Here is a 15,217-nt window from a genome sequence, read left to right on the forward strand (position 1 = left end):
TTGATCAGCTGTCACAAGGGTTGATATCTGTTTAAAAGTTCGCCAGCGTTAAACCAACGGTAAATGGTGTTACCTCGGGCCCTTTGTCCGATTCATATAAAGATGAAAAGTTGTAAGTACCATATAACTTAATAAAATTGACGCCTACTTGAAACATGACTCCATATTGAAGCGGGTTGATGTTCATATCCTGTCTCGATTTCTTTTTATCGTCGCCAAAATATACCGTTTTTGTGTGCGAACCTAACCTAAAACCTCCATAAACTCCCGCCGAAACAAAAGCATGAACATTGGATTCTTCGGAAGTTTGCAGTTCCAATAAAAGTGGAATATTGATATAAGAAGTAACTATCTTGCTTTTTTTTACCTTTCTGTCTGTTATTGGTTCTCCTATGGTAATGCCTTCATCGTTTTGCATAATCCGAAAGTTGTTGTCAAAACGATAATTGTATACCGACCAACCCATGCCGGTTACTAATCCAAAGTTGGTCTTGGTTTTTTGCAAGCCAATGTTGTACTGTAAAAAGTTAATGCCTACGGTCATCGACTTTCCTGAGTTCAAGTCCATAAAATTGGCCTGGTCGGTTTCTTCGTAGTTGCAAAAACCCAATTGAATGCCAGCCCAATGCCCTTTAAAGGTTTCTCTATTTACCTTAACCATTCTCACTTTGGTGTCGTCATAATTTTCAATAAACTCCCACCTTCTGCGGCCAATAGTAATTTTAGCCACGGTATCGTTGTGTTCGTTAACTTCAACTCTGGCATTGGGAAAACCAAAAACCGCTCTGTAGTCCTTATCATCTATAAGGATAATGTCGGTCGATTTCTGCTTTTTCTTTTCTTTTTCCTGGCTGAAAATTCCGGTAGGAATAAGAATGGTACAAATAATTAATAATGTATATAATTTAAACATGATTCTCGTTTTTAAATGTAACTCGCACATTGCATCCAATAATCGAAACTTCCGGACGTTTCATTTTTAGGACGCTTAGGCGCTTAATTAGTTACAGGTTTGTTTTTAATTCTTTGCCTAATAGAGATGTTATCAGACTCTACCTCATAGGCTACCATAACGCCATCCTGGTTTAAGACTTTCTTCATTTTTGTTTCGTTACCCGATAAAAAGTTAATGACCTTAACTCCACTTGCAATTGCTTTGGCACTGCGGCTTAAGCGTTGGCTTTCTTCCTTAACTTCCGATTGCATGGCCAAATAATTCTGTTCTCTTTCCAATAAATTGTTGGCAATAACAATAGGCATCATGGCATTTAAACCTAATTCGTAGGCATTTACTTTTTCTGTTTTCAATGGATAAACCTCTCTTTTAGGTAGCGATTCATATTCTACTTTTTCAGGTACGGATTGATCTGCTGTATTTGTTACGGCTTCTGTCGAATATTCGACAACATGATATGGTTCGGTTTCTTCTTTTTTAGTTTTAACGTTCTTTTTTGGTGTTGTTGTTTGGGTGTTGGTTTTGGGCATGGTAATTAACGATGGTGGATCATTTACTGCAACGGTTTGGATGTCATCAGACGATTTTTTGAGGAATGGCATGGCTCCAAACGAAAGCAAAAAAGTAATGATGGCAGCGGCACTTACTTTGCGCAATGTGTTCAGCTTTAAGGTTGGAATCAACACGGCCCGCTTTATGTTTCCTTTAGGTTGGTATTGAATCGTTTGATCTGCTTTTAAAATAGTTTTGGGGTAAAGTAAAAATAACCTGTTATCGTACTCTTGCAGGTAGGATGCTTTCCAGGTTTTTTCATCTTCGTCTAATCCGACTTCTATTTCTTTTGCCCCTATGTAATCGGGATAGGCCATGTCTGCATAGGCTTCCGGTGCCTTTAACAGGTTGGCTTTTGGGGCGTGTACCTCTTCATCAGGACTTAAAATGATTTTATCTAAACCTTGCAGTTCTTCTTTTATTTGGGGATTTTTTTCTAAAAATTGAAGCAGCAAGGCTTTGTGGGAATCCGAAAGGTTTCCGTCCAAATAATCCATCATCCATATTTCATAATTTTCCTTTGTAATCATAGTCACACTAATACCTCGATTTTACCGATGTAATTTTTTAAAAACTGTCTACCCCTATAAATGTAAACCTTCACTTGTGCTTCGCTCAGTTGTGTTATATCAGCAATTTCTTTGTACGAATACCCTTCATAATCACGCAACAGTATAACATTTTTCTGATCGGGGGGTAGCATGTCCAGCACTTGGTGTAACACCTCGTTCAGGTCGGAATAACTTTGGTTGGTATAATACTTGTTATCGTCGGCCTTGTCCCATTCAGCCTTATATTTTTCTCTTCGTATAGCGTCTATCAGTGTGTGATAAGCTGTGGAAAAAAGGTAACTCTTAACTTTTGCGTACGAGATATCCTTATGGTTTTTCCATACCTTTTCAAATGTATCCTGAACAATGTCCTTCGCTTTTTCGGTGTCCTTGATGTTTTTCAGGACAAATCGATAGATATTGTCGGAATACTGTTCTACACCCTTGTTATATTCTTTTACTGTCATCCAGATTAAGCAGCAGGTTATTATGCCGATGCGGATTCTCTTTTTGATTGTGTTTTGTCTGTCAATACCAGAAAATCGTTATCGATGTATGGGTGTGACGCCCAAATTATCGTAAAGTTACAGGTGTAATAAAATAAATGAAACTTTTTATTTAAATATAACAGAAGGGAGGGTCTTTTTTTAACATGCAATAATTCCATACCATTGGCGTTTATTGCATATCAACAACACAACATTATTATGAATACTCAATCACGCAACACAATATGGTTGGTGCTATGGGCAGTATCTTTTTTATGTGCGGAGCACACTGTAACTGCACAAGGTAAGTTTAAGGATAAGGCCGACTTACAATTTCTGACCGGATTAAACAGAGGTTTCGGCCTGGGAACCAATATCATTTTTGAGGATTTGTCCACAGAATTTCCTTTTGATATCAGGATAGGCTTAGGTTACACCTGGTTAAACCCGGGAAATTCTTCCAAGGCGCGCCGTGTTTTTATTAACGATGCCACCAATGGAACTCCCGAAAAAAAAGGGAGGAACATTGATCTTCGACTGGATTTATTGAAGGGGATGACTTTGTTGGGTAATTCAAACTCGTATTGGTTTGTTGGGCCACGTTATTCTTTTTTCAACGGTAATTTTAAATACGTGGGCGGCAACGAAGACTTTGATATCACCACAAAACAGTTTGGTATTGGAGGAGGACTCGAAAGCAGATATGCCATCTCAGATAATTTGAAGCTGATTGCAACTGCGGGTTTGGATTATTATCTGGCCGCTAAGATGCAGGGGCATGATACCGCCTACTATCGCGATAACGATAATGTAAATGCCAGAAACAAGCAGGGGTCGGATACAAAATACAAGTACAAAGATGCCGACAATGCAGTGGATCAACCCAAATTTATGCCTCGACTTATGGTGGGTATTCAGTGGGACTTTTAACCCGGATTACATGGTGCAAACAGTTGGTTTTTGCATATTGCTTCAAAACAAGGCACTTCGTAGATTCACTTTAAGCCTTGTTTCGGTAAAGCCCTGTTTTATTTATATTGATTACATCATTGGCTTGTTCAGTATTTTTAATGTAAACTTTGTTACTTCTTTTGTCCATCGCCATAAATGCCCTTGCAACGATCATATCGAAGTTCTAATGTAATCCGGGTAAGAGACGAAAATGTTAATTCGCGGTTTTTCAAACATCCCTTTGCAGTGGAAAAGCTAGAATTCAATACCTTAACAATACAGGAACTTAACTAAGCTAAAAGCGGTCTGTCAGGAAAATATCTATCCAAGGATAGATTAATCCACTATTTCTTTAAACGGTTCCCCGATGCAACCATTAGGCTCTGTTATTTGCAGAATTTTGCAAATGGTAGGGGCTACGTTAATCATATCTACACTGTCGAATATTTGCTCCGCTTTTGCTTTCCATCCAAAAAATATTAACGGGGAATAGCAGTTCTGTTCATATTTGATGGTTCGGCCCCCATTTACTGCTTCGATCCAACCCGGTTTTAAAGAGATAAATAAATCGCCCGATCTGCCATAAAAATAGTTTTGCTGAAACTTGCTAAAGATACCCGTAGTATATTCGTTAACCCTTAAGTGGTGGGCAGTAATCGTTTTGTCTATCCCCGAAACCTCTAACAGAAACTTGGCAGATTTTTCCCGAATCTCTTCCAGGTTTATTTTTGCCTTCTCCAATAATTTATGGTTGAAATAAAACTGCTTGTCGTTGTACCCTTTTATCCACTTTCCCTGACCGTAAATAGCCATCAAATATAAATTAAGGAGAGCTCCGGTTTTTCTACCGTTAAAAATCCCTGTGTTCAGGTTGTTTTGTTCAAGAGTTTCCGGCAGCCACCCCATGGTTGGCGTCGAGTTTAAAACTATCAGGGTGCGTTCCATTCCAACATTATCTTTTACCAATTGAATGATGGATTCTATTTGAATGTCCAGCCTTAGCAATATATCTTCAACTTCGGCATCAAACATTTCATGCGGTTCTTCTGAAAAAGGTTTACATGACAGGTTTATGCTCAGCAAATCCGGATAATCGTCCTTGCCCATTTCTTCATTAATTATAAGTGAAGCCATGAAGTCACGCAACAAAACATTGCCATATGGCGATCCAATCATTTTTTCGTAGGGTAGGTTAGAGTTGGATTTGCTTCTCATATCATACATAAAATGCCTCGGTTTAACCGACTCTTTCGAAATGTACTCCTGGTATTTCTTTAAGTCTCTAAGTGGTCCCCACTGTCTTTCGGTGTACGCGTCCGCAAACTTCATGCTGTTGTATTTCTCAACCCAAGGTAACTCCTCCGAATCCGCTGAGGTCATTCCGCCTGTAGTACGGTTAAACCAAAAAGTTAGTTTTTTATCGATAAATCCTTGGTAGGCCATTTTTTTGGGAGAAAATGAAATGGCAGCAATTTTTGATTTCCCACCATAAAAAATATTCAACTCATCCGAAATTGTGGTAGAATATAGATTTGAAAATTCGATATAACCCGAATCAGGTTGGGCAGTTTCATCTGTAGCTATAAAACGACTTGATTTCTCCTTGTTTTCTGTATGAATGGCGTACCACGAATCTCCGATTATTCCGTGCGTATTGGGATAGCAGCCCGAATGCATATTCACTTGTTTTGTGCCACTGAAGGATGAGGTTGAATTATAGTTGCCCTTATGGTAAAAAGTACCTTTATTCACCAATTGATTGAAGCCAAGCCTACTAAATTTATCCCTGAAGGAGATCAGGTGTTCGGTACGCAGCTCATCTATATTTAAAAAAATAACCAACCTGGGAACTTGCTTAGCCTGCGGGGGTTGGGCTGAAATTAAGCTGAAAGCAGAAATAAAAATAATGAGGAAAAGAGATAACTTCATTTGAGCTGATAATTTAAAAAACAGCGCAAAAATAGTCAGCAATACGCAATATCTCAAATAAATTAACCTATATAACCTATATTACTTGTCGAATTACAAAAACATGAATGCTCTTATACGGCTTTTCGCACGCCCATACAAAGTATAAGGTATAGCAGTACAGGGGGTTTTCGTCTTCGTATTAAAGCAATGAACGTGCAACTTACCTTATAACCTTTGTTTGTTGAGTATGAAAGGCCAACCCCAAGCAGCCTGGTGATAGCTCCAGATAAATGGACAGCAAAAATTAATCGCAGAAACCGTATCCGGCTTATGACGGATGGTGACCGATAGCAAAAATGACCATTTTTAAACCCTGGATTCTAAAATTAATGCCAGGTTCGAAAAACCCAGAGGTCATGTGATATTATTTTACGGTTGACTTGACTTCTTCGTGCTTGCGATAAGAAACAATATCGACATCTTCAATATAGATAATTCCAGCCCCATTGGCCTTGTCAATCAGGCCGGATACTACTTTTGAAAAATCTTCTATTCGTTCTTGCCGATCAATTATTTCGATAATAATGGGTGGATCTTCGGAAAGTTCAAAGGTTTTGGAGGCATTGCTTAATCCATTGGCACCGTACCCCATAACGCCTCTGCTAACCGTCGATCCGGCCAGGGTATATTTTTTGGCGGCAAACACGATGGCTTCATACAGCGAACGTTGATATACCTTTTCCGTCTCCCGTATAATTATTTTAAGCTTTTTAGCTTTCCCGTCTAATATCATATCTCCTTTTTTTGTTGTGCTGATTCCTTCAAGTTTAGTTCAATCAAATTACAACTAATAAAGCACACTTTCAACATAAAATGATAAAATGTTTTATTCAGAATTTTAACCCGAAAAAAATCAATAAATTTTTTGTCCCGTGAGTTGCCGTTTTATAAAAATTTAATTTTCAAGTAATTTAGATCTGCATCGAGTTTTATGCCTGGTTCTAGAATTGACTGTAATGGGTGTTGAAATGATAATAAAAGCCAGGTCAAAGATCGTGACATTTATAGTCACGAGTTAACCAACAACGAAGCCAGGCTTGTCATGGCTGCGCCGTCAACAACCAACGGCCTTCGTCATTATTTATGTATTCTCATGAATAAGATGGGCGAATGGATAAAAGAAGGATATTCGGACTAACTTTAATTGTGGATTACTTGATTGTTATTTAAATATTATTAATTTTGAGATTATATCCTTTGAAGGCGTTTAGCTTTTGTTACTCTGTACGATTAAAAAGAGGATAAGCGCATTCTACAATCCCTTATTTATTAACATGGTCAGAACTCAACTTCAAATATTTATGCAGTTACGGTGATTTAAACAGCTCAATTTGGGGGCTGTGATTTAAATTCCTTCTATAAAATTTGATTTTTTGATTTGACCGCAATTCTAATGTTTTATGAAGGTATATCAAGCAAATCAAATTAAGAACATCGCGCTCCTTGGAAGTTCAGGCTCGGGTAAAACCACCCTCGCCGAGGCTATGTTATTTGAGGGTGGTGTTATCAGCCGCAGAGGCGATATTGAAAACCGGAGCACGGTATCAGATTATCACAAAGTAGAACATGAATACGGATACTCCGTGTTTTCCTCGGTGATGTATACCGAATGGCTCGAGAAAAAGATAAACTTTATCGATACCCCGGGGTCAGATGATTTTATCACCGGAGCGATCACTTCCCTTAATGTTACAGATACTGCTTTAATGCTGTTAAATACTACGCAAGGCGTTGAGGTAGGAACACAAAATCTTTTTAGATATACCGAACAATATAATAAGCCGGTTATTTTTATAGCCAACCAGCTCGATCACGAAAAGGCGAACTTTGAACAAACCATAGAACAAGCAAAAGATAGTTTTGGAAACAAAGTGGTTGTCGTTCAATACCCTGTTAACGCGGGTGATGGGTTTAATGCCCTTGTCGACGTGCTTAAAATGAAAATGTATAAGTGGGGCCCGGACGGTGGTAAACCGGAAGTGCTGGAAATTCCTGCGGAAGAAAAAGAAAAAGCTGATGAGCTTCATAACACGCTTGTGGAGGCTGCTGCCGAGAATGATGAGGATTTAATGGAATTATTCTTCGACAAGGGTAGTTTAGATGAAGATCAAATGAGGGCAGGTATGCACAAGGGTTTAATTGCCCGGGATTTGTATCCGGTGTTTTGTGTGGCAGCCCGTAAGGATATGGGCGTTCGGCGTTTAATGGAATTCCTCGGAAATATTGTTCCTTTTGTTTCGGAGATGCCAAAACCGGTAACAAAAGATGGCCGGGAAGTTACCTGTACATCTGATGGACCGGCTTCTATTTTTGTTTTTAAAACGAGTATTGAACCTCACTTGGGAGAAGTGTTGTTTTTTAAAGTAATGTCGGGTAAGATCAGCGAGGGGATAGACCTGATCAATATGACAAAGGGTTCCAAAGAACGCATTTCCCAGCTTTATTGTGTGGCGGGAAATACACGAACCAAAATTGCTGAATTGGTGGCCGGGGATATTGGCGCTACCGTGAAATTAAAAGAGACCAAAACCAACGATACCTTAAATGTTAAGGGATGTGATTATGTTTTTGAACCTATTCATTATCCCGATCATAAATTCAGAACTGCATTGGCGCCTGTTAATGAGCATGATGACGAAAAGTTAGGTGAGGCTTTGCTGCGTATGCACGAAGAAGATCCAACACTGGTGGTGGAATACTCTAAAGAATTGAAGCAAATTATAGTTAATGGTCAGGGCGAATTCCATTTGAATACGATGAAATGGCGAATCGAAAACAATGATAAGATTGCGATCGAATTCATTCGTCCCAAAATCCCGTACCGCGAAACTATTACTAAAGCAGCCCGCGCCGATTACCGACATAAAAAACAGTCCGGTGGTTCGGGACAGTTTGGTGAGGTGCATATGGTGATTGAGCCGTACGAAGAAGGGATGCCGGTGCCTACAAGCTATAAATTCAACGGTCAGGAGTTTAAAATGAATGTGAGGGGAACTGAAGAAGTTAAATTGCCGTGGGGTGGTAAACTGATGTTTTATAACTGTATTGTTGGTGGTGCCATTGATGCCCGTTTCTTGCCCGCAATCCTTAAGGGGATCATGGAAAAAATGGAGGAAGGCCCATTGACAGGTTCTTATGCCCGCGATATCAGGGTTTGTGTGTACGATGGCAAGATGCATGCCGTGGATTCAAATGAAATATCGTTTAAGTTGGCCGGACGAAATGCCTTTAGTGAGGCATTTAAAAATGCAGGGCCAAAAATACTGGAACCGATTTACGATGTTGAGGTAAAAGTGCCATCGGACAGAATGGGTGACGTGATGAGTGACCTGCAGGGGCGCCGCGCACTTATTGAAGGTATGAGCAGCGAAAAAGGTTTTGAGGTGATCAAAGCCAAAGTACCTTTGAAAGAAATGGATAAATATTCCACTTCACTGAGTTCAATTACCGGTGGAAGAGCTATGTTTACGCTGAAATTTGCCAAGTACGACATTGTTCCGCATGATGTACAGGCCCAGCTGTTGGCTGACTACGAAAAAGAACTTGCAGAAGCATAATGATATTCTTGTGGTTGCTCTGAAGAGCGGACACTGAATAGGTTTGGTTTAATTTAATTGTTGAGAATGAACATCCGGTGTGGTTTGGCATCGGATGTTTTATTATGCGAAAAACTGAGGTCTTCACTGTAACTAGTGAATGCGGGCTGTTGAAAGCTGGCTGACAAACTACTTCCGACTGCTGACGGAACTTAATTCCCCCGGAACAAATGCAAGGCATCTTCCAATTTTCTGGATTCCCCTTCGTTATACCCCGTAGCAGTAATCACATAAAAGTAAACCCCCTCGGCTGCATCTTTACCTGCAATTTTTCCATCCCATCCTTTCCCGGGGTTTGTCGTATGAAATACCTTTCGGCCCCAACGATTGAAAATGACCATTTTAAATTGTTTTACCGACCTGTAAACGACCCTAAACTCATCGTTGATTCCATCGCCATCAGGAGTAAATACGTTAGGTGCTTGTAACTCGATTTCTTCTATTTTAATGTTTCCCAGTGTTGTAAAGTCGGTACAGCCGCTTATGTCGTTTTTAACTGTTACGATCATAGAATATTCACCTAACTTATCGAATACTATTTCTATTAAGCCATCTTCGCTAGGTTTTTCTTCACCTTCTGATGTTTGAAGTTCGAAATCAACGGAATAGCTTTTATTAAAGCCTTTCGAAGAATCATTGATCAAAACGATAATTTCAGCTGAGCCTGTAAAGTCATCCGTTAAATTTGTAAACTCGTTGTCACCGGGTAATTCGTTTTCGTTTTCACGATCCAATACATTATAGCTAAAATCGGCCACGACCGCTATGGGATCGGTAAAGTCATAAGCTGCCTCTAAAGTATGTGCACCGTTAAAAGCTGAAGCGGATACTGTATAAGTAATAAGCTCTGCGGGAGCATCCAGAACCGGTTGTGCTCCTGATGTTTCCTGTGGATCACTCGCAGGATCTGATGTCCAGGTATAGTCCAATTGATAGTTTACAGAATAGGCATCTCCTGTTGAAGGATTCATATAATTGAGAGTTTTCGTAGCGGTTTCTGCATTTAATTGAATGTTGTTACAATTGCTATAGATAGTATCTACTGTTATTTCCATAATTTCGGGCTGAAAAGTCCAGCATACATATTGTCCTACCGGAGTGCCATTGTCGTTGACAGTAACCCGGTATGCTCCACCGTCCGCAATATCGATAAATGTGGGATCGTTTCCGGTGACTGCACTGTTCCAGCTTCCATTTTCGTATTTTTCCCAGGTATAAGTAATATTGGTACCTCCAACAGGTGGTGTAGCACTTAAGGCTGCAGATGAAATATCAGTATAAAAAAACAAACTGTCACTTACTGAATATTCGGCTTCCAGACTGGAACTGTGACCTGTAGAAATAATTTGAGCGGAGATATGTGTAGTTGTGGCAAACAACAGAAGAATTGCATATTTATAAAACTTGTTCATCGGAATTTAACCCTGTTAGTTTAATTAATATTGTATCAAATAGATAATACCGTATGTATGGCTTATAAATCTCTAAAGCGTAGTTACAATCGAAATGAATATGCACAACACTTTAGAAGCTTATGGCTATAAGATTTCAAAGATATTTAATTAAACGGTTTTCAAGAAAATAAATTGCCAAGGGGAATAAGTTCGCTCGCAAATGAATTTTTCGATTTCACTTCGTCATGTTCCTAACTTGTAATTAGTCCGTGGGTTAAGCCATACGCCACAAGTTCGGGAGTATTGCACAGCTTTGTTTTCGATAGCATTTTCCGGCGGTGTGTATCTACGGTGTGTTTGCTGATATGAAGTATTGTACCAATTTCGTGACTGCTTTTTCCTATGGTTAATAAGTTTAAAACCTCCAATTCACGGAGTGTGAATGGGGTTTGCCTTCTGTTTTTAACAGTTTCAAGGTTTATTGCTGAAGCATCTGTGTTAGAAGTCCATTTTTGCCGGTTAGGAATTAGTGTGCAGTAGCTTAGTAGTTTAAAGCTTTTGTTCCAATCTCTTTTTTCGTACAGGTAATTCGTGTTTAATACTTCCAGATATTCGTTGTTTCGATGTTTTAGTCCGAACTTAAGGGATAATATATTAGCTCCGGTATCCAGGGCAGCATAATTATTAATTATAAACTCACAGGCATTTCTGTAGGAAGATGATACGTTAGAAAGATCATTTGGGTGAATCAATTTAAACAAGGACTTTAATGAGATGTCCACTGGGTCAAATTCTAATATACGTTGGAAATTTTTTGAAATAAAAGTGAGCTTAAAACCCGGAAATTGAGATATATAACAGAATTGATTGTCGGCACAGTTAAAATCTTTGTTAAGAATATCGTTTCGGTTTAATGGAGGAGCCGAATTTAGTATGTTCTCAACAAAGAGCTGGTCAATTTCACTAATAATTTCCTGATAAGGTTTGTCTGTAAATACTTTCATAATTTAGAATCTTAATTATTTGCTTTATGCTTTCGCAAAAACAACTTTTCCTATTTAATGAAGACAATTAAAGTATAAGCCTGCTTAAAACATAAACTTTAAAAAAGCCGATGAATTAAGCAGGACTAACCCTAAATATGTTATTAAAAGATTTTGTGGATTAAAGACAGACAAATCCGGAACTGACAAGACAATGAGATCTTACTTGACTTACCATAAAGATAATAAGATCACAGCGAAATGTCAACCAATTCTATTTGTGCCTGATAAGCCGGGTCAAGCAAACTTTCAAACTCATTTAGCTTTTCGGTCTTCAGCATTTCATTTCCAACCTGTTCGTAGGTTGCGGCTTGCCAGAATACTACAGAAGGTTCTGATGGTAAGAATCGTTCAGCAGTCTCTAATAGTTTTATGGCCGACTTTAATTTGTTGTTGGCTTTTTTTAAGGCTCTTGCCTCAGATAAAGTCAGGCTATTCTTTAGATTAACAGCCGCATGGTATTTTTTTACGGCGATTTGAAGATTAGCGTTTCCCTGTTCTTTTAATGTGCCATGGGCAGGGTCGTAAAAGCTAATAAAAATTTCTCTCTGCATTTGTGCGGGAGTTCCGTTAACCATTCCGGGCCTCCACATGCCCGAAGTTGATTCGATGCTTTTAAGCACGGCATTGTCCGTAGCACTTGAAACCGAGTTTTTAATGGTGAAGTTACTTAAAGTACCATCCGCGTTTATGGTAAATAAAACGTTTACAACACCTTCACTGTAATTTGCGTTTCCTTCCAGGTCATACTTCAAATATTGACATATGGACGAACAGTCTGATTCATCGTCGTAATACCAACTGGAAGTACCGTTGAATTTTGGTGATTCTACTATATTTTCCGAAAGTCGCGTCATTTGGGCAAATGACAAACATGCAATAAGCATCGCGCAAGTTGCTAATATAATCCTTTTCATAACATCTAATTTTAAAAGTTTATAATTCAATTTTTAAAATCCAGTTTGCTTCGTTTAGCTATCCTGGAGGATGTATTACTGAGGATTTAAATTAAAGACAATACAAAATTACTTTAAACTTTATGGTTTGTCCATACTCAATGTTGAGTATGGTTCTATTAAAGTGCAGTATATCAAACGGATGGTATTGAAAAAAATAATAAAATTAATATAAATTAACATTGTATAAGGTGAAATGACCAATAATAAATAATTGCAGATTTAAAAAAAGTGAATTAATGATGATGCTAAACCAGCAAAGTATTGGAGGCCAGTAAAAATTACCAACATACTCGTGCGTTGATGAATATTTGTTTTAATCGTATCTATTTCACATGCCATTTTCTATATCTTTGCATATATTTTAAAAAACGAAATATTAGTGCAAAAATATCTTGAACAATTAAATCCGGCGCAGCAGGAAGCGGTAGTTACAACTCAGGGACAGTCATTGGTGATCGCAGGAGCCGGTTCCGGCAAAACCCGAGTGTTAACATTCAGGATTGCTCACTTGCTTACGCAAGGGGTACCCCCGTACCGAATTTTGGCGTTGACCTTTACCAACAAGGCAGCAAAGGAGATGAAGGAACGTATTGCTACCATTGTGGGCGGAGATATTGCAAGGAATTTATGGATGGGTACATTTCATTCTGTTTTTGCACGGATACTTCGAAGTGAAGCCAATAAATTGGGCTATCCTTCATCATTTACCATTTATGACACCGCCGATTCCAAGAGTTTGCTCAAGTCTATCATCAAAGAGATGAAACTGAACGATAAAGAGTATAAGGTGGGTTCGGTACTCGGGAGAATATCGGCAGCTAAAAATGATTTGGTAACACCTGCTGCCTATGCCCGCGACCAGCATCGTATGATGGAAGACCAGGCATCCCGAAAAAGTATGATATACGAAATTTATGCCAGGTACATGCGCCAATGTTACAAATCTGGGGTGATGGACTTCGATGATTTGTTGCTGAATACCAATATTTTATTTCGTGATTACCCCGAAACGTTGCAAAAATACCAAGATAGGTTTCAATATATAATGGTAGATGAGTATCAGGATACGAATTACTCGCAGTATATTATCATTAAAAAATTGGCCGAAAAGCATGGCAATATATGTGTAGTTGGCGATGATGCTCAGAGCATTTATAGTTTTAGGGGTGCTAAAATCGAGAACATTCTAAATTTTAGGAATGATTATCCCGATTATAAGCTTTTTAAACTAGAACAAAATTATCGCTCGACACAAAATATAGTAAACGCTGCAAATAGCATCATAGAGAAAAATACAAGGCAGATAAAAAAAGATGTTTTCTCCGAGAAAGACCACGGAAGTAAGATAAAGATTCATAACGCCTATTCCGATATTGAAGAAGGATATATTGTAATCAACGACATCAAGGATAAAAAGCTTAAGCAAAATTGTGAATATCGCGATTTTGCGATCCTGTATCGTACCAATGCGCAATCCCGTATCTTTGAAGAGGCCTTGCGAAAAGGAAATATGCCCTATAAAATATATGGCGGACTAAGTTTTTATCAGCGAAAGGAGATCAAAGATTTATTGGCTTACTGTCGTGTAACGGTAAACCCTGCCGATCAGGAAGCTTTAAAGCGTATAATTAATTACCCTGCCCGGGGAATAGGTAAAACTACACTTGATAAAATAGAAACAGCAGCTTCTGCAAGCGGTAAGAGTATGTGGGAGGTTTTGGTGTCTTTGGAGAATACGGCAAAATTGTTTAATGCCGGCACCCAACGCAAACTGAACTCGTTTGTTGGGTTGATCAGCGGTTTCTCGGCCGGTATCAACCAACAATCCGCATACGAGCTGGTAATGGAGATCGCCACACAGAGTGGTATGATGAAGGACTTGTACCACGACCGGACTCCGGAAGCTGTTGCACGTCAGGAAAATATCCAGGAACTCTTAAATGGTATCCAGGAATTTACAAACAACCGTCTGGAAGAGGGCGGAGAAACAGGGCTTGTCAATTTTCTGGAAGAGGTTTCCTTGTTGACGGATCAGGACAATGAATCGGATGACGATATAAATAAAGTTACCTTGATGACTATTCACTCCAGTAAAGGGTTGGAATTTAAAAATGTATATGTGGTTGGCGTTGAAGAAGGGCTTTTCCCATCCACTATGACGCTGGATAGTGAACAAGGAGTGGAAGAGGAACGCAGGTTGTTTTATGTGGCTGTAACCCGGGCCAAAGATAGCGCCACAATTTCTTTTGCACGTACACGTTATAAGTACGGTGAGTCGGCATTTTGCAGGCCCAGCCGTTTTATCGCAGAAATAAATGAAGAGTTTGTCGAGTTCTCCGGTGGACAGGCAAAAATTCCCGGGCGACCTGGAAAGTTTGCGCCCAAACAGACTGAACGGCCTTCGCTGGGAGGTTCCCAACAAGTTAGGAATCCGGGTTATAATTTTAAAAAAGTGGGCAATCAACAGTCTTCCACAAAGTCTGTGGCGTTTAAAGGATCAAGCTCGGGTAACCTTAAACCAGGGGTAGCCGTAGAACATATTCGTTTTGGTAAAGGTAAGATTGTTAGTGTTGATGGGCAGATGCCAAATGCAAAAGCTACCGTAGACTTTGAAAATGCGGGCGTTAAACAATTACTTTTAAAATTTGCCAAACTAAAAATTTTGGGTTAGATTTGTGGCCATAGTACTGCATGATATATACATGTTTACTGCACAATTTACAATTAAAGCCCCCAAAATCCGAACTGTTTTAATCA

11 protein-coding genes are annotated in these 15,217 nt (G+C 39.0%); 3 read left to right on the plus strand and 8 right to left on the minus strand.

The annotated features are described in order from the left end of the window. Positions 1–31 precede the first annotated feature (31 nt). From ACRD64_RS20385 to ACRD64_RS20395, 3 genes are all read right to left on the minus strand, one after another. On the minus strand, positions 32–913 hold the full coding sequence (locus ACRD64_RS20385) for a porin family protein (protein ID WP_430935508.1): 882 nt from the start codon (positions 911–913) through the stop codon (positions 32–34). A gap of 83 nt (positions 914–996) precedes the next feature. Next, the gene (locus tag ACRD64_RS20390) at positions 997–2,037 is read right to left on the minus strand and encodes a hypothetical protein (RefSeq protein ID WP_430935510.1); all 1,041 of its coding nucleotides are present in this window, start codon (positions 2,035–2,037) and stop codon (positions 997–999) included. A 2-nt stretch (positions 2,038–2,039) separates the two neighbouring features. Next, positions 2,040–2,525 carry an RNA polymerase sigma factor gene (locus ACRD64_RS20395; protein ID WP_430935512.1) on the minus strand — a complete coding sequence of 162 codons (486 nt, stop codon included), beginning with the start codon at positions 2,523–2,525 and terminating at the stop codon, positions 2,040–2,042. A 240-nt stretch (positions 2,526–2,765) separates the two neighbouring features. Here ACRD64_RS20395 and ACRD64_RS20400 point away from each other — a divergent pair, with 240 nt between their 5' ends. After that, positions 2,766–3,476, plus strand: coding sequence for a hypothetical protein (locus ACRD64_RS20400; protein WP_430935514.1), 711 nt, complete (start codon positions 2,766–2,768; stop codon positions 3,474–3,476). 357 nt (positions 3,477–3,833) lie between these two features. Here ACRD64_RS20400 and ACRD64_RS20405 read toward each other — a convergent pair whose 3' ends face one another. Together ACRD64_RS20405 and ACRD64_RS20410 are read right to left on the minus strand one after the other, a co-directional pair. Further along, the gene (locus ACRD64_RS20405; RefSeq protein ID WP_430935516.1) at positions 3,834–5,426 is read right to left on the minus strand and encodes an alkaline phosphatase family protein; all 1,593 of its coding nucleotides are present in this window, start codon (positions 5,424–5,426) and stop codon (positions 3,834–3,836) included. A 406-nt stretch (positions 5,427–5,832) separates the two neighbouring features. Then, complete coding sequence (locus ACRD64_RS20410) at positions 5,833–6,201, minus strand: DUF190 domain-containing protein (RefSeq protein ID WP_430935518.1); 369 nt, start codon at positions 6,199–6,201, stop codon at positions 5,833–5,835. Between the two features lie 667 nt (positions 6,202–6,868). On the opposite strand from ACRD64_RS20410, the gene ACRD64_RS20415 reads away from it, so the two are divergent. Then, the gene (locus ACRD64_RS20415; protein ID WP_430935520.1) at positions 6,869–9,025 is read left to right on the plus strand and encodes an elongation factor G; all 2,157 of its coding nucleotides are present in this window, start codon (positions 6,869–6,871) and stop codon (positions 9,023–9,025) included. Positions 9,026–9,216: 191 nt separating this feature from the next. Here ACRD64_RS20415 and ACRD64_RS20420 read toward each other — a convergent pair whose 3' ends face one another. The 3 genes from ACRD64_RS20420 to ACRD64_RS20430 form a co-directional block, all read right to left on the minus strand. Beyond that, a complete protein-coding gene (locus ACRD64_RS20420) occupies positions 9,217–10,476 on the minus strand; it encodes a gliding motility-associated C-terminal domain-containing protein (protein WP_430935522.1) in 1,260 nt (419 codons plus the stop codon). 233 nt (positions 10,477–10,709) lie between these two features. Further along, complete coding sequence (locus tag ACRD64_RS20425; protein WP_430935524.1) at positions 10,710–11,462, minus strand: response regulator transcription factor; 753 nt, start codon at positions 11,460–11,462, stop codon at positions 10,710–10,712. 230 nt (positions 11,463–11,692) lie between these two features. Next, positions 11,693–12,418, minus strand: a complete 726-nt coding sequence (locus tag ACRD64_RS20430; protein ID WP_430935526.1) for an energy transducer TonB — start codon at positions 12,416–12,418, stop codon at positions 11,693–11,695. Between the two features lie 421 nt (positions 12,419–12,839). Here ACRD64_RS20430 and ACRD64_RS20435 point away from each other — a divergent pair, with 421 nt between their 5' ends. Continuing rightward, on the plus strand, positions 12,840–15,131 hold the full coding sequence (locus tag ACRD64_RS20435; protein WP_430935528.1) for an ATP-dependent helicase: 2,292 nt from the start codon (positions 12,840–12,842) through the stop codon (positions 15,129–15,131). The last annotated feature ends 86 nt before the right edge of the window (positions 15,132–15,217 follow it).

This window comes from Saccharicrinis sp. 156, assembly GCF_050589685.1.
In the GTDB taxonomy this organism is placed as follows: Bacteria; Bacteroidota; Bacteroidia; order Bacteroidales; family Marinilabiliaceae; genus Saccharicrinis.

Bases quoted from the DNA above. Each gene is read 5' to 3' on its own strand.
- ACRD64_RS20395 (WP_430935512.1), bottom strand. From the start codon at position 2,525: ATGACAGTAAAAGAATATAACAAGGGTGTAGAACAGTATTCCGACAAT.
- ACRD64_RS20405 (WP_430935516.1), bottom strand. From the start codon at position 5,426: ATGAAGTTATCTCTTTTCCTCATTATTTTTATTTCTGCTTTCAGCTTA.
- ACRD64_RS20410 (WP_430935518.1), bottom strand. From the start codon at position 6,201: ATGATATTAGACGGGAAAGCTAAAAAGCTTAAAATAATTATACGGGAG.
- ACRD64_RS20415 (WP_430935520.1), top strand. From the start codon at position 6,869: ATGAAGGTATATCAAGCAAATCAAATTAAGAACATCGCGCTCCTTGGA.
- ACRD64_RS20385 (WP_430935508.1), bottom strand. From the start codon at position 913: ATGTTTAAATTATATACATTATTAATTATTTGTACCATTCTTATTCCT.
- ACRD64_RS20420 (WP_430935522.1), bottom strand. From the start codon at position 10,476: ATGAACAAGTTTTATAAATATGCAATTCTTCTGTTGTTTGCCACAACT.
- ACRD64_RS20400 (WP_430935514.1), top strand. From the start codon at position 2,766: ATGAATACTCAATCACGCAACACAATATGGTTGGTGCTATGGGCAGTA.
- ACRD64_RS20425 (WP_430935524.1), bottom strand. From the start codon at position 11,462: ATGAAAGTATTTACAGACAAACCTTATCAGGAAATTATTAGTGAAATT.
- ACRD64_RS20430 (WP_430935526.1), bottom strand. From the start codon at position 12,418: ATGAAAAGGATTATATTAGCAACTTGCGCGATGCTTATTGCATGTTTG.
- ACRD64_RS20390 (WP_430935510.1), bottom strand. From the start codon at position 2,037: ATGATTACAAAGGAAAATTATGAAATATGGATGATGGATTATTTGGAC.